The sequence below is a fragment of the Microbacterium sp. MYb62 genome (genome assembly GCF_002979475.1).
Taxonomy (GTDB): Bacteria; Actinomycetota; Actinomycetes; order Actinomycetales; family Microbacteriaceae; genus Microbacterium.
Genome location: NZ_PCOY01000031.1, coordinates 1 through 14,522, shown reverse-complemented (window position 1 = coordinate 14,522; position 14,522 = coordinate 1). Strand labels below are relative to the sequence as shown.

The 14,522-nt window shown below is 68.7% G+C and carries 14 protein-coding genes; all 14 read right to left on the bottom strand.

What is annotated here, in order from left to right; genetic code table 11:
• Positions 1-51: 51 nt before the first annotated feature.
• Positions 52-1,389, bottom strand: a complete 1,338-nt coding sequence (locus CQ042_RS18965; RefSeq protein ID WP_374954479.1) for an ABC transporter permease — start codon at positions 1,387-1,389, stop codon at positions 52-54.
• Positions 1,386-2,066: an ABC transporter ATP-binding protein gene (locus CQ042_RS18960; RefSeq protein WP_181157637.1), complete on the bottom strand. Its 681-nt coding sequence runs from the start codon at positions 2,064-2,066 to the stop codon at positions 1,386-1,388. Before CQ042_RS18960 ends, CQ042_RS18965 begins: the two co-directional genes overlap by 4 nt.
• A complete protein-coding gene (locus CQ042_RS18955; protein ID WP_105672003.1) occupies positions 2,063-3,691 on the bottom strand; it encodes a hypothetical protein in 1,629 nt (542 codons plus the stop codon). The genes CQ042_RS18960 and CQ042_RS18955 overlap by 4 nt, the downstream gene beginning before the upstream one ends.
• Complete coding sequence (locus tag CQ042_RS18950) at positions 3,691-4,704, bottom strand: hypothetical protein (protein ID WP_105672002.1); 1,014 nt, start codon at positions 4,702-4,704, stop codon at positions 3,691-3,693. The genes CQ042_RS18955 and CQ042_RS18950 overlap by 1 nt, the downstream gene beginning before the upstream one ends.
• 153 nt (positions 4,705-4,857) lie before the next feature.
• Complete coding sequence (gene xerD, locus CQ042_RS18945; protein WP_105672001.1) at positions 4,858-5,760, bottom strand: site-specific tyrosine recombinase XerD; 903 nt, start codon at positions 5,758-5,760, stop codon at positions 4,858-4,860.
• 2 nt (positions 5,761-5,762) lie between these two features.
• On the bottom strand, positions 5,763-6,344 hold the full coding sequence (locus CQ042_RS18940) for an NUDIX hydrolase (RefSeq protein ID WP_105672000.1): 582 nt from the start codon (positions 6,342-6,344) through the stop codon (positions 5,763-5,765).
• Entirely contained in the window at positions 6,337-8,034 is a 1,698-nt protein-coding gene (locus CQ042_RS18935; RefSeq protein ID WP_105671999.1) for a CTP synthase, read from the bottom strand. Before CQ042_RS18935 ends, CQ042_RS18940 begins: the two co-directional genes overlap by 8 nt.
• Before the next feature lie 17 nt (positions 8,035-8,051).
• Positions 8,052-9,743, bottom strand: coding sequence for a DNA repair protein RecN (gene recN / locus CQ042_RS18930; protein ID WP_105671998.1), 1,692 nt, complete (start codon positions 9,741-9,743; stop codon positions 8,052-8,054).
• Positions 9,740-10,660 carry an NAD kinase gene (locus CQ042_RS18925; protein ID WP_105671997.1) on the bottom strand — a complete coding sequence of 307 codons (921 nt, stop codon included), beginning with the start codon at positions 10,658-10,660 and terminating at the stop codon, positions 9,740-9,742. The genes recN and CQ042_RS18925 overlap by 4 nt, the downstream gene beginning before the upstream one ends.
• Complete coding sequence (locus tag CQ042_RS18920) at positions 10,657-11,454, bottom strand: TlyA family RNA methyltransferase (protein WP_105671996.1); 798 nt, start codon at positions 11,452-11,454, stop codon at positions 10,657-10,659. Before CQ042_RS18920 ends, CQ042_RS18925 begins: the two co-directional genes overlap by 4 nt.
• Positions 11,451-11,627 carry a hypothetical protein gene (locus CQ042_RS20580; RefSeq protein ID WP_181157636.1) on the bottom strand — a complete coding sequence of 59 codons (177 nt, stop codon included), beginning with the start codon at positions 11,625-11,627 and terminating at the stop codon, positions 11,451-11,453. The genes CQ042_RS18920 and CQ042_RS20580 overlap by 4 nt, the downstream gene beginning before the upstream one ends.
• A gap of 51 nt (positions 11,628-11,678) precedes the next feature.
• Positions 11,679-12,716 carry an HAD-IIA family hydrolase gene (locus CQ042_RS18915; RefSeq protein WP_105671995.1) on the bottom strand — a complete coding sequence of 346 codons (1,038 nt, stop codon included), beginning with the start codon at positions 12,714-12,716 and terminating at the stop codon, positions 11,679-11,681.
• Positions 12,716-13,513: a hypothetical protein gene (locus tag CQ042_RS18910; protein WP_105671994.1), complete on the bottom strand. Its 798-nt coding sequence runs from the start codon at positions 13,511-13,513 to the stop codon at positions 12,716-12,718. Before CQ042_RS18910 ends, CQ042_RS18915 begins: the two co-directional genes overlap by 1 nt.
• A 38-nt stretch (positions 13,514-13,551) precedes the next feature.
• Entirely contained in the window at positions 13,552-14,289 is a 738-nt protein-coding gene (locus tag CQ042_RS18905) for a hypothetical protein (protein WP_146115431.1), read from the bottom strand.
• Between the last annotated feature and the right edge of the window lie 233 nt (positions 14,290-14,522).

Genomic DNA, 14,522 nt, shown 5'->3' with positions numbered 1-14,522 from the left:
CCGTTCTCCTGCTCCTTCGTGCTTGGTCGATTGTACCGGCAGGGCCCCCGCTCACACGCCGCGCAACGCGGCGACCGGCTCGATACGGGCCGCACGACGTGCGGGATACCACCCCGACGCCCATCCCACGAGCGCGCCGAGGGCGGCACCCGCGACCGCGACCACGGGATCGGTCACGGGCGACCATCCCTGCACGGCGGCGACGACGATCACGGCGGCGACACCGAGCGCGGAACCGATGATCCCGCCGATGAAGCCGATCACGATGGACTCGACCATGAACTGCGCGCCGATCTGACGCCTGGTGGCTCCGAGCGCACGGCGCAGCCCGATCTCGCCGATGCGCTCCATCACCGACAGCAGCGTGACGTTGGCGATGCCGAGCCCACCGGCGAGCAGCGCGATGACGCCGAGGATGAGGAAGACGACGTTCACATCCGCCTGCACGTTCTGACTCAGATCGGACGACGCCGCCGGCGATCGTGCCTCGAGCGAGTCCGGATCGTCCGGCTGGAGGGCGATCACCGACTGCTCGGCGACCTGCGGCCCCGCCCCGAGGGCGATGTGGATCGCCAGCTCGGTGGGGGCGGCGAGCCCGAAGTCCGCACGTGCGGATCCCTGGGGGATGATCACCCCGTCCACGAACTCCGTACGGCGATCCATCCCGTCGATGATGCCGATGACGGAATATGAGACTCCCGCGATGAAGATCGAGGGTTGCGAGTCGACGCGATTGATGCCCATCCGCTCCGCTGCACGCTGTCCCAGCACGGCCACGCGGTCGGCGCGCGCGTCGTGTCCGTCATCGAAGAAGCGGCCCGTCACGAGGTCGCCGTCGACGGTCACCGGGAGATCCTGTGTGGTGGCGAACAGCTTCGGGGATGCCGTGATCGGCGCCGAGGGATCGTTCACCGGAACAGCCGTGATGGTCTCGCCGTCGGCCAGTTCGACCTCGGCGATCAGGGCGGCACTGTCGACTCCGGCCAGGAGTTTCACGCGTTCCGGGGAGTCCCACGGCAGGCGACCGGCGGCCACCGTCGTGTTCTCTTTGCCGGACTGTGCCTTGGCGGGTGTGACCACCACCTGCGTCGCGGCCACGCCGTCGAACTGCCGCGCGATCTGCGCGGCGGCGGTCTGGGCGAATCCGAGCGTCGCGACCAGCGATGCGATGCCCAGCACCGTTCCGAGGATCGTCATGACGAGTCGGGCGGGGCGCGAGCCGATGTCGGCGGTGGCCTCTGCGACGAGATCCTGGAATGTGAACCGATCGGCATGCTTCACGGCCGGCAGCAGGGCGCCCGCCGAGGCGCCGGCCTCGACGACGGCGTCGCCCGTGCTCTCGTCGCTCTCCTCGGCGGCCTTCCTCCGCCGCCAGGGGACGCGCATCACAGCTCGGTCAATCGGCCGTCGGCGATGCGGATGCTCCGCCCGGCGCGCCGCGCCACCGCATCGTCATGGGTGATGACGATGAGGGTGAGGCCGTCGGCGTTCAACTCTTCGAACAGCTCCATCACCTCGCCGGAGGTGCGCTGGTCGAGGTTGCCCGTCGGCTCGTCGGCGAGCAGCAGCTGAGGACTGCTGACGACCGCACGCGCCACCGCGACCCGCTGACGTTCACCGCCGGAGAGCGAGTTCGGGAAGAAGTCGATGCGGTGTCCGAGGCCCACCCGCGTCAACGCGTCTCTGGCGCGGGTCTCGCGCTCCCGACGCGGGACGCCGCTGTACAGCATCGGCATCAACACGTTGTCGAGCACGGTGCGCCGAGGCAGCAGGTGGAAGGACTGGAACACGAAGCCGATGAAGCGCGCACGGACCGCGGCACGCTCATCCTCGGAGAGGTCTCCGGTGAGCGAACCCGCGAGTCGATACTCCCCCACACTCGGACGATCGAGGAGACCGAGGAGGTTGAGCATGGTCGACTTGCCCGACCCACTGGGACCGACGATCGAGATGTAGTCCCCTGCCGCCACGGTCAACGTCGCAGCTTTGAGCGCCTGCACCTCGGGTGGCCCGGGGAAGGAGCGTGTGACATCGCGGAATTCGACGAGCGGAGGCGCCAGCGTCACCGGCCCACCACCACCAGGTCGTTCTCCTCGAGATCGCCGTCGACCGCGGTCACCTCGACGGCGCCCTTCGCGGCGAGTCCGGGCTCGACGACCACCAGGCGGGTCTTCGCGTCCTTCCCGTCACGCGGATCGGAGTCGACGACCTCCACCCGTGATTCCCCGCCGGGGCCGGCCGTGAGGGCGGCGAGCGGGACGGAGAGGACATCGCCGTCCGTCGCGCCGATCGCGAGCTTGACGCGAACGTTCTGCCCCTGCAGCTGAGAGATCTGCTCCGGAGTGAGCGGGTCGGGGTCGAGGAGCACCTCCCACCGGGACTTGTTCTCCTTGCCGGCCTTCAGCTCCGAGATCACCGCACGATGCGCGGTGCCGTCCGGGAGCTCGAACGACCCTTCGGCACCCGCGGCGAGCAGTCCGGCGTCGGCCTCGGCGGCCGCTCCGGTGAGACGCACGGTGGCGCCGGAGACGGTCATCGCCGCTCCGGAGAGCACCGAACCGCGCTCGACGCTCACCGCATCCACGCGGCGCGGGAGCTCGGTGAGGTAGAGCACCTCGCTCGCCGGCAGATACGGCAGTACCTTCTGACGCGCCTCCTCGAGCGCCTCGTTCGCAGACGTCACCTGGGCGCGAGCCGAATCGAGCATCGACCGCTGCGCGCTCGTGTCCTTCGCCTTGCCCAGCTGTTCGCGCTCGAGGTGAGCCGTCTGCAGGTCCCACTGCGCCTGCTGCACGCCCTCCCCCGTCGTCTGCGCGTCGGCGAGAGCCTGCTGTGCCGCCGCCACCTTCACGTCCGCCTGCCAGGTCTCGACGGCGCTGGGTCCGGCACCCGCCTCATTGAGCGCCTTCTGGGCATCGGCGACGCCGGTCTGCGCAGAGCGAACGGCCTCCTCGGCAGCGCGCACGCCATCCGACGACCCCTCCTCGGGCGCCGGTGCGGGGTATCCCGCCTGCGCGTACAGCTGACCGACGGCATCCGCCGTCGCCCGGTCGAACACGTCGGAGTTCACGTCGCCGACGCCGATCCCCACGCTCGCGAGAGCCTGCTTCAGCTGGAGCACGTCCGGCCCCGAGACGCCGTACCGCAGCGAGCGGTACGACGGGAGCTCGCCGGGAAGGACGATGACGGGACGACCGACCACTTCGAGCGCGATCGAGAGAGGGGTGAGGGTCGCCCCCACCTCGGGGACCTGCCCGGTGACGACCGCGGCACCGGAGAACGCCGACGTGTCGAGCTTCACCTCGACGGCATCCGCGTATCCGACATCGGCCCGCAGCGTCACGTCGTTGCTGAGTGGGCCGAACTCGACCGGAGCGGTCACGAGACCCGGCTCGGGAGCATCCGCGCTCGAGGCGTCCGGCGACATCAGGAAGCGCCCGACGAGCAACCCTGCGACCAGGCAGACCACGGCGATCAGCGCCACGATCCACAGGGTGCGGTTTCCGCGGAGCACGCGTCCCCACCCGCTCACGCGGGACGTGTCGGTCTCGGCTTCCGTGTCGGTGTCGCCGTCTGCTGCTGTGCCGCGTCCCTCGCCGTCGGGTCCGTCGATCAGCTCCGAGAACGGCGTCGTCCCGGTATCGGCGGGGTCTGCAGGGATCTTCGTCGTCGGGGTATCGTCCTCGCGCATCACTTGCTCTGCTCTGCAGCAGCCTTGAACGCGTCGAGGTCGGCCTTGTTCGCGGCGATGAACTTCTCCTCGATGGCGAACTGGATCTCGAGGGACTTCTTCGTGAAGGAGGTCTTGTCGCGGCACTCGAGGTCCACGAGCGCCAACTCGATCTCCCGCTCGGTCAGCGCCTTCATCTCCGGGCTCTCGTTGGGGTCCTCGAAATCAGCGGACTCGGTGTCGACCGGCTCCGAACCGTCGCCGTAGGCCTGCTCGTAGATCTTGTTCTGCTCATCCATGATCGACTGGCCGGCGTCCATCTGCTTCGTGAATCCGGGCTCGCCCTTGTCCGCCATGCACGACGCCCACTCGGCGTTGAGGTCGGCCAGCTCGGGAGAATCCTGCGCCGTGGAGTAGAGCTCCTCGATCTTCGTGCGCAGCTCGCTGAACTCCTCCCCCTGCGTCGGGTCGTCCCCCTCGAGCTCGTGCTGGGCCCACCCCTGGCACCCGGCGTCTTCCCAGTTGTACTCGTAGCTGCCGTCTTCCGACATCTCCTCTTCCGACGGCGTCGGACCGTAGAGGGTCTCATAGAACGCGGTCTGCTCGGACTCCGAGAGCGACGTGACGTACTCGCCGTTCGGGTCGGAGCTCTCTTCGGACGGGTTCTCCTCGACCTGCTCCGCGAACGGGCTGTTCACATACCCGTAGCCGTACTTCTCGACCCACTCGCGCTTGTCGGGCTCCCACTCGCCGCCGTCGGACATGATCGTTCCGCTCTCGGTGTTCGGCGTGTACTCGAACCCCTCGTCCGACATGCACTGCGCGACCAGTGCCTCGACCTTGGCCTGCTGCTCTTCCATCTTCTTCTGCTGCTCCTCGGGAGAGAGGTCTCCGCCCCAGGCAGCCGACAGGTACTCGTTCAGCGGCGAGTCCTCGTAGCTGAGTTCGTCGCCGGATGGCGAGCCCCCGCAGCCCGTGAGGATGAACACCATGGCGGACGCCGCGAGCGCGGCGAGAGGAACGGTGGAACGCATGTGAAGAACTCCTTTTGCACAGCCGAAGATGGCCGGAACTTCCACCGTAAAATGTCAAGAGTGAGTGCCGCGTCCACCTGGAGGATGATAAATCACTCATTGTGACGAACGGAAGGCTCATCGCCGAAACGGTCGAGATCCGACCGTCGCGGGTCAGCGGGCGCGAGGGTGCGAGGTCGCGTAGATGTCGCGAAGAGCATCGACGGAGACGTGCGTGTAGATCTGGGTCGTCGCGACCGACGAGTGCCCGAGAAGCTCCTGCACGACCCGCACGTCGGCGCCGCCCTGCAGTAGATGCGTCGCGAACGAATGCCGCAGGGTGTGCGGCGACACCGGCACCGTGATCTGTGCGCGCTCCGCAGCCTCGCGGATGACGAGCCAGGCACTCTGCCGGGAGAGCGGAGCACCGCGCGCACCGAGGAACAGACGGGACGACGAGCGGCCCTTCGCCGCGAGCCCCGGACGGACGCGCGTCAGGTAGGCGTCGACAGCCGTACGTGCATACGACCCCACCGGCACGATGCGCTCCTTCGAGCCCTTTCCCCGGAGGCGGAGCACATCGCCGTGCGCGAGATCATCGACGTCGAGGTCGATCGCTTCGGAGACGCGTGCTCCGGTGGCGTAGAGCAGTTCCAGCAGGGCACGGTCGCGGATGCCGAGCGGTTCGTCCGCAGAGGGTGCGGCGAGCAGACGCTCGACCTGATCGATGGTCAGCGCCTTGGGGAGCCTCCGCGGTGCCTTGGGCGGCCGGAGCCTTCCACTCGGGTCGTCGGATTCGATGCCCTCCCGAGCGAGGAACCGGTGCCATCCCCGCACGGACGACTGCAGCCGCGCGAGGCTCGTCGATGCCGGAGGTGGCTCGGCCGAAGACCGCTCAGCGATGAAGCGATCGATCACCGCCGGCGTCACCTCCGCGGTGTCGGTCACACCGTGACCTGCCAGCCATTCCCGGTATCCCCCGAGGTCACGTCGATACGCGGCGATCGTGTGGGCGCTCAGCCCGCGCTCGACCGTGACGTGACGCAGATAGGCATCGAGTGCGCGATCGAGCAGCATGCTCAGCCCCGATCGCGCAGCCTCTGAGACGCCGCGAATGCGCCGATCGCCAGGATGCCGTTGCGCATCCGTCCGTCCAGCACCGCAGCGACGACGTCGGCCAGCGCCACCCACTCCACCCGGATGTCGGCTTCCTCGTCCTCGCGTTCGTGGGTCGCTCCCGCCGGGCCCACCCCCGTGGCCAGGAAGACATGGATCATCTCGTCGTTCCCGCCCGGAGTCGTCCACGAGGAGACCAGGGGCTCCCAGTGCGCCGCCACGAGATCCGCCTCTTCGGCGAGTTCCCGCCGGGCGGCGTCGAGCGGTGGCTCACCGTCGACGTCGAGCAGTCCGGCCGGCAGCTCCCAGTCGCGGTGACGGATCGGATGCCGGTACTGCTGGATGAGCAGCACACGCCCCTCGTCGTCGAGTGCGACGATCGCCACCGCGCCAGGATGGGCGACGTATTGGCGGACGAACTCGCCCTCGCCGTAGCGCACCCGATCGGAGCGCACGTCCCACACCCGGCCCTCGTAGACGAGGTCGCTCTGGAGAACCTCCGGTGCGAACTCCTCGTCCCGGAGGTTCTCCATCGGCTCAGTCATCGGCGCTGACGTCGAACAGCTCGCTCGCCCGGTGGCGTTCGATCGCGGCGCCGACCAGTCCGCGGAACAGCGGGTGCGGGGCGGTCGGACGCGAACGCAGCTCCGGGTGTGCCTGCGTGGCGATGTAGTACGGGTGCACGTCACGCGGCAGCTCGACGTACTCGACCAGGTCGAGCTCCGGGTTGAGACCGGAGAACACGAGTCCCGCCGCCGAGAGACGATCGCGGTAGGCGTTGTTGACCTCGTAGCGGTGACGGTGGCGCTCGGAGGCCTCCGGGGCGTCGTAGAGCTCACGGGCGAGCGATCCTTCGGCCAGAGCCGCCTGGTACAGGCCGAGGCGCATGGTGCCGCCGAGGTCGCCGCCGTCGAGGATGTCGACCTGCTCCGCCATCGTCGCGATGACGGGCTCTGCGGTCTCCGGGTCGAACTCGCTGGAGGAAGCTCCGACGATGCCCGCGACGTCACGCGCGTACTCGATGACCATGCACTGCAGGCCGAGGCACAGGCCGAGCGTCGGGATGCCCTGCTCACGTGCGAACTTCAACGCACCGAGCTTTCCCTCGATGCCGCGGATGCCGAAGCCCCCGGGAACGCAGATGCCGTCGAGTTCGGCCAGCTGCTCCTGCGCGCCTTCCGGCGTCTCGCAGAGATCGGAGGGGATCCAGCGGATGTTGACCTTGGTCTCCTGCGCGAAACCACCGGCCTTGAGCGCCTCGGTCACGGACAGGTAGGCGTCCGGCAGGTCGATGTACTTGCCGACCAGACCGATCGTGACCTCGTGCTTGGGGTTGTGGACCGCGTGAAGCACCTTGCTCCAGCGCGTCCAGTCGACGTCGGCCGCGGCCTTCTGGTCGAGACCGAGACGACGCACGATGTACGAGTCGAGCCCCTGATCGTTCAGCGTCGAGGGGATGTCGTAGATGCTCGGCAGGTCGACCGTGTTGATGACGCCCTCGGCGTCGACGTCGCACATCAGCGCGATCTTGTTGCGGTTGCTCTCGCTGACCGGACGGTCGCTGCGGAGTACGAGCGCGTCGGGCTGGATGCCGACCTGGCGGAGCGCTGCGACGGAGTGCTGCGTGGGCTTGGTCTTCTGCTCCCCGGATGCGCCCATGAACGGCACGAGCGACACGTGCACGAAGAACACGCTGTCGCGTCCGAGCTCGTGGCGCAGCTGGCGCGCGGACTCGAGGAACGGCTGCGACTCGATGTCACCCACCGTGCCGCCGACCTCGGTGATGATCACGTCGGGGCGCGGGTCCTCGCTCGCCTGCAGGCGCATGCGGCGCTTGATCTCATCGGTGATGTGCGGGATGACCTGCACCGTGTCGCCGAGGTACTCGCCCCGGCGCTCGCGGGCGATCACCTGCGAGTAGATCTGGCCGGTGGTGACGTTGGCCGCCTCGGACAGGTTGATGTCGAGGAAGCGCTCGTAGTGCCCGATGTCGAGATCGGTCTCGGCACCGTCGTCCGTGACGAAGACCTCGCCGTGCTGGAACGGGTTCATGGTGCCCGGATCGACGTTCAGATACGGGTCGAGCTTCTGCATCACGACGCGCAGACCGCGAGCCGTGAGGAGGTTGCCGAGGCTGGCCGCCGTCAGTCCCTTGCCCAAAGACGAAACGACACCACCAGTCACGAAGATGTGCTTGGTCGTGTCGTTCTTGGGTCCCGCAGAAGAAGAGTTCATCACGGGCTTCGATCCTATCAGGCGGCGGGGACGCGGAGGCTGAGAAGTTCGCGTGCGTGGGTCAGGGCAGCATCCGAATCGGCGAGTCCGGACAGCAGGCGCGCCATCTCGGCTTCCCGCTCCTCGCCCTCCAGACGCCGCACGCTCGAGGCCGTGACCGCGCCATCGTGGGCTTTCACGACCGAGAGGTGGTTGTTCGCGAAGGCTGCAACCTGAGCCAGATGCGTCACTGCGATGACCTGAGACTTCTCGGCGAGTCGGGCGAGTCGCCGACCGACCTCGATGGCCGCCGCCCCGCCGATGCCCGCATCGACCTCATCGAAGACGAACGTCGGGACCGGATCCGTCGCGGCGATCACGACCTCGATGGCCAACATCACACGCGACAGCTCACCCCCGGAGGCGCCTTTGGAGACCGACCGCGGCTCGGCTCCGGGATGCGGGGCGAGCAGGATCGCGACGTCGTCACGGCCATGGGCGGTCTCGGCGCCGGCGGAGACCGCGACCTCGAGGCGCGCATCCGGCATCGCGAGTGCGTGCAGTTCTTCTGTCACGGCGTCGCCGAGCCGTGCAGCCGCCTCCGTCCGCACGGCCGTCAACGCGTCGGCGTGAGCGTCGAGCTCCGTCCGTGCGGTGTCGCGCTCGGCGATCAGCCGTTGGATGCGATCGTCATCGTCGTCGAGCTCCGCCAGTCGAGCCGACCCGGTCTGCCACAGAGTCAGGGCCTCGTCCAGAGATCCGTGCGCGCGGATCAGAGTGCCCAATGCGGCGCGACGCTCTTCGACGGCCGCGAGCTCGTGCGGACCCGACTCGTCGAGGTCGGCGAGATAGGCGGAGAGGAGGCCCGCGGTGTCGGCGATCCGGTAGCCGATGTCGGCGAGGCTCTCGCCGATCTCCGTCAGTTTGCCGTCGGAGGCCCGCTCGAGCACCCGACGCGCCTCCGCCACGAGCGCGGAGGCATCGGGCTCCCCCTCCTCGCTCGAGAGCGCTCCATGGGCGAGGGATGCCGCGAGTCGCAGCTCTTCGGCGTTCGCGAGGCGCTCGGCGCGCTCGGTGAGCGCCTGGTCCTCCCCCGGCTCCGGCGCTGTCGATTCGATCAGCGCGAGAGCCTCCCGGAGGCGAGCGGCCTCTTCGGCTCGGCGGTCGCGGTTCTCGGTGATCTCGGAGATCTCGGTATCGAGGGCTCGCCACCGGGCGAAGGCCTCGGCGTATCGGGCGACGGCGTCCGTGATCGGAGCGCCGCCGAAGCGGTCGAGCGCATCGCGCTGGGCGACGGCCGAGCGCAGACGCAGCTGCTCGGACTGCCCGTGCACCACGACGAGTTCCTCGGCGAGCGAGGAGAGCACACCGGCCGGGGCCGCGCGTCCCCCGACACTCGCGCGACTGCGCCCTTCGGCGCTCAGCGTGCGCGACACGTAGAGCTCGGCGCTGCCGGCACCGACGGGTTCCAGCTCGCCACCGGCATCCGCGACGATATCGGCGACGCTTCCGCCCTCGGGGACGACCCAGACACCCGCCACCGACGCCTGCGCCGCACCGGCGCGCACGGCCCCGGAGTCGGCACGCTGACCCAGCAGCAGTCCGAGACCGGTGACGACCATCGTCTTGCCCGCGCCGGTCTCACCGGTGATCGCGGTGAATCCCGGGCCCAACGGCAACACGGCGTCGGCGATGACGCCGAGCCCCTGCATCCGCATCTCCTCGATCATGACGGTGCCCCCTGCGCTTGGCCGCGCCATCCTTCGACGGGAAGCTGGAACTTGCGCACGAGACGGTCCGTGAAGGCCGTAGGATGCAGGCGTGCGAGGCGCACCGGACGCGATGACCGGCGGACCACGACGCGAGCCCCTGGCGGGAGGTCGTGCGAGCGGCGTCCGTCGCACCACAGGATCCCGGAGCCGTCGGTGCGTTCGAGCATCTCGATCGCGACAGACGCGTCGGGGCTGACGACGAGCGGCTTGGCGAACAGCGCATGGGCCGACAGCGGCACGACGGCGATCGCCTCGACGCTCGGCCAGATGACCGGCCCCCCGGCGGAGAAGTTGTAGGCGGTCGAGCCGGTGGGGGTGGAGACCACCATGCCATCGCACCCGAAGCTCGACAGCGGCCGGCCGTCGATCTCCAGCACGACCTCGATCATCCGCTCACGGCTGGCCTTCTCGACCGTGGCTTCGTTGAGCGCCCAGGTCTCGTAGACGACGGTGCCGTCGGCATCCTTCACCCGCACCGACAGTGCGAGGCGCTCCTCGACCTCGTAGTCGCGATCGATCACACGGCGCACTGCCTTGTCCATGTCGTCGCGATCGATCTCGGCGAGGAATCCGACATGGCCCATGTTGATGCCGAGCACCGGCGCACCGCTGTCTCGTACGAGTTCCGCCGCGCGCAGGATGGTCCCGTCGCCACCCAGCACGATCGCCAGCTCGAGGTCGGCCGGATCCACGGAGACGCCGAGCACGGCGACGTCGGCGAAGAAGGGGTCGACGGACAGGAGGGCCTCGTGATCGTCGGCCGCCAGGACCGGTCGTGCCCCCGCCTCCCGCAGGGCGTCGATCACCCGGCGAGCCGCTTCGACGGTGTCCACACGGCCCGCGTGAGCGACGACCAGGATGCTGCGCTCGTTCATCGTCCTCCTGCCAGTCGGTTGATGCTGTCCAGCCATTCTGTCGGATTGCTGCCCCGTCCTGGAGCGAGGTGCACCAGATACTCGGCATTGCCGTGCGTACCGAGGATCGGGGAGGGAAGGATGCCGAGCATCCCGAGCCCCACGTCCCACGCACTCCACACCGTGCGCGCCACGGCATCGGCGCGCGTCGCCGGATCCGTCACCAGGCCGCCGCGCACCGCGGTGCGCCCGACTTCGAACTGGGGTTTCACGAGCAGGAGGATGTCGGCATCGGGCGTCCCGATCACCGCCACGGCAGGCAGCACGAGCTCGAGGGAGATGAAGGAGAGATCGCCGACGATCAGATCCGGGGCGTCGGCCTCCCCCGTGGCCTCCGCGAGATTCTCGCGGGTCATGTGCCGCACGTTGTAGCCCTCGACCGCGGCGACTCCCGGATCGGCGGCGACAGACGGCGCCAGCTGTCCGTGTCCGACGTCGACCGCGAGCACCTTGCGGGCGCCGCGCTCGCGCAGCACCTGGGTGAAGCCGCCGGTGGAGGCGCCCATGTCGAGCGCGAGCCGCTCTCGGACGGGGATGTCGAAGCCGTCGAGCCCGGCGATGAGCTTGTGCGCGGCGCGTCCGACATAGTGGTCGGCTCCGGCGATCGTGATCTCCGCCCTGTCGGGGACAGCGGTCGAGGCCTTCACCACCGGTCGGCCGTCGACGCTCACGAGGCCCTCGGAGATGAGGGTGGCCGCGTGGCTGCGCGAGCGGGCGAGTCCTCGAGCGGCGAGGGCAGCGTCGAGTCGCGTCATCGGGATCCCGAGGTCTCCCGCTGTTCGAGCTTCGCACCGCTCTCGAGGCGTCGGGAGAGGTCGTCGTGAAGAGCCGAATAGGCGTCGGCTCGTGCCGGGAGAGGTTGCCCTTCGATCAGGCGCAGTCGGCTCCACAGGCCGTCCGTCGGCGCGCTCGTCGTCTCTTCGCTCACGGTTCTACTGTACGCGGCCCCTCTGACGCGGGCCGGAGCCACGCGCGATGCTCAGGGGCGGTGGAAGGGATCGTCGTAGAGCCGTTCGGGAACCCTCAACACGAACACCGGGGTCCCGGATGCCCAGATGGCGGCAGCACCCGCGCGCAGCAGGTCGATCTGCGCTCCGGACTCCGCCACGATCTCGACATCCGCTCCGGAGACGCGCACGGCGGCACCGTTCACCTCGAACACGCCGTCCTGCTCCGTGATCTCCGGATAGGGAAGGTGGAGTTCACGCAGATCGCCGAGGATGTACGTCGGCCGCGAGCCCTCCGGCGCTGCGAGCACATGTTTGGGGCGGTCGATCCCAGTGAGAACGAGCACCGAGTCGATGCCGACTCGACTCGCACCCATGATGTCCGTGTCGAGCCGGTCGCCGATGAAGAGAGCCTTGTTCGCGCCGAATCGGGCGAGAGCCTCCTCGAAGATGGGCGCCTCCGGCTTTCCTGCCACCGTCGCCAGCCGGCCGACGGCGGTGTGCACCGCGGAGACCAGCGTGCCGTTGCCCGGGGCGACCCCGCGCTCCCGAGGAATCGTCCAATCGGTGTTGGTGGCGACCCAGGGGATGCCGCCCTCGTCCTCCGGAAGCTTGAGGGCGAACGCCGCCTCGGCGAGGTCCGTCCAAGCCACCTCAGGCGCGAAGCCCTGCACGACCGCACGCGGCGCGTCTTCTGCGCTGCGCGTGACGGTGTAGCCCGCCTTCTGCACCTCGTCGACGAGACCGTCGCCGCCGATCACGAGAATCGTCGCCGGCGCGGGCACGATCTGCGCCATCAGCCGCATCGCCGCCTGCGGGCTCGTGACGACATCCGACGCCTCGACCCGAAGACCGAGACTGCTCAGGTGCTCCGCCACGGACGCGTCGGTTCGCGCCGCGTTGTTCGTGATGTACCCGAGCCTGGCGGACTTCGCCGCCGCGTTGAGGCTGTCCACCGCGAACGGCAGAGCCCCCGGCCCGGCATAGACCACGCCGTCGAGATCGGCGAGGATCGTGTCGACGCCATCGATCGGCGTGCGCGGGGCGCGCTTCCGAGAGAACAGCGCCACTACGCCTCCGGGTCCGTGTCTTCGTCCGCGTCGTCGGTCTCGTCTTCACCCAGGAGCTCGCGCACCTCGTCCTCGACGGTCGGCTCCTCAGCGATCGCAGGTTCCTCGTCCGCGGACACGTCCTCGACCGACGCTTCGGAATCGACAACATCAGAAACGACAACATCAGAATCGACAACATCAGAAACCCCGGTCGTACCCACCTGGGATTCGTCATCATCGTCGGGGAACTCGCCCTCGATGAGGCTGTCCTCGATGAAGATCTCCTCGTCGCCGGCTTCATCCACCCCCAACGCCTCTGCTGCGACCTCGGCGCGGTGGGACCAGAACTCGGCCTCCTCCGTGCGCCCGAGATCTTCGAGCACGGCCGCACGAGCGGCGAACAGGGCGGGGCTCCACTCGAATGCGCGATCGGGATCGAGCTCGGGGATCTCGAGCTCGCCGAGTGTGAGCTCGAGATCGCCCTGGTCGAGTCGAGCACCCGACATCGCGATCGCGAGTGCGACGCGGACGGGGGTCTCGAGCGCGGAGCGGTCGACGGCGCGACCGGTCTCGAGAGCACGATCGGAACGTCCGATCCCCCGTTCGCTGTCGACCATCAGAGCAATCTGATCGTCCTTGCCGGAGATACGACGGTACGTGCGGAGTTCACGCAGTGCCAAGGCGAAGTCCTCGGTGGCATAGGCCGTGATGCCGAGGGTCTCACGAACGATCGCGATTCGGCCGGCACGACGAGAAGCCGCCAGTGCATGCTCATGAGCCAGCGCCGGATCCTCGTCGATGAGACGCGAGGCCATCGCGAGATGACGTGCGACGTGTTCGGCATTCTCCTTGCTCAGAGTCTTGAGCTCGTTGCGAGCGGCCCCATTGAGGTCGCGGGCCGTGACGTCGTCGGGAATGCTCGGCTCATCGAACCGCGGACGCTCGTTGGCTGCCTGAGCGGGACGCTCCCGGCCCGCTCCCCCACGCTGCGGGAAGGAGCGCGACTTGTCCCTATCGTTTCCTTCGCGGCGGGGCGCGGCACCATCACGGTTGTACCCGCCACCTTCACGACGCGGGGCACCACCATCGCGGTTGTAGCCACCTTCACGACGCGGAGCACCACTGTCTCGGCTGTAGCCGCCACCCTCGCGACGAGGAGCGGCACCGTCTCGACGTGGAGCGGCACCATCGCGGTTGTAGCCACCTTCACGACGCGGAGCACCACCATCACGGTTGTACCCGCCACCCTCGCGACGCGGAGCACCACCATCACGGTTGTACCCACCTTCACGACGCGGAGCACCACCATCACGACGGGGCGCGGCACCATCGCGGTTGTACCCACCTTCACGACGCGGAGCACCACCATCACGGTTGTACCCACCTTCACGACGCGGGGCACCACCGTCACGGTTGTACCCACCCTCGCGACGGGGCGCGCCACCATCACGACGGGGCGCGGCACCATCACGACGGGGCGCGGCACCATCACGACGGGGCGCGGCACCATCACGGTTGTAGCCGCCACCCTCGCGACGAGGCGCGGCACCATCTCGGTTGTAGCCGCCTTCGCGGCGCGGTGCGCTGCCATCACGGCTGCGATCGGGGCGTCCACCGGAAGCGCGGTTCCCGCGCGATCCACTGTCGTCGTTGCGACGCGGACGGCGCTCTTCCTCTTCCGGCATGATGATGCTCCCTGTTCTTTTCGTGTAAACGCAAAATGGCCACCCAACGATGGGTGGCCATTTTGTCTAAAAGGAGTCCGGCGGTGTCCTACTCTCCCACAGGGTCCCCCCTGCAGTACCATCGGCGCTGTGAGGCTTA

Excerpts from the sequence above, each read along its gene's own strand:
- CQ042_RS18955 (WP_105672003.1), bottom strand. The coding sequence starts at position 3,691 with ATGCGCGAGGACGATACCCCGACGACGAAGATCCCTGCAGACCCCGCC.
- CQ042_RS18935 (WP_105671999.1), bottom strand. The coding sequence starts at position 8,034 with ATGAACTCTTCTTCTGCGGGACCCAAGAACGACACGACCAAGCACATC.
- CQ042_RS18905 (WP_146115431.1), bottom strand. The coding sequence starts at position 14,289 with ATGGCAGCGCACCGCGCCGCGAAGGCGGCTACAACCGAGATGGTGCCG.
- CQ042_RS18950 (WP_105672002.1), bottom strand. The coding sequence starts at position 4,704 with ATGCGTTCCACCGTTCCTCTCGCCGCGCTCGCGGCGTCCGCCATGGTG.
- xerD (WP_105672001.1), bottom strand. The coding sequence starts at position 5,760 with ATGCTGCTCGATCGCGCACTCGATGCCTATCTGCGTCACGTCACGGTC.
- CQ042_RS18910 (WP_105671994.1), bottom strand. The coding sequence starts at position 13,513 with ATGGCCTCGCGTCTCATCGACGAGGATCCGGCGCTGGCTCATGAGCAT.
- CQ042_RS18920 (WP_105671996.1), bottom strand. The coding sequence starts at position 11,454 with ATGACGCGACTCGACGCTGCCCTCGCCGCTCGAGGACTCGCCCGCTCG.
- CQ042_RS18940 (WP_105672000.1), bottom strand. The coding sequence starts at position 6,344 with ATGACTGAGCCGATGGAGAACCTCCGGGACGAGGAGTTCGCACCGGAG.
- CQ042_RS18925 (WP_105671997.1), bottom strand. The coding sequence starts at position 10,660 with ATGAACGAGCGCAGCATCCTGGTCGTCGCTCACGCGGGCCGTGTGGAC.
- recN (WP_105671998.1), bottom strand. The coding sequence starts at position 9,743 with ATGATCGAGGAGATGCGGATGCAGGGGCTCGGCGTCATCGCCGACGCC.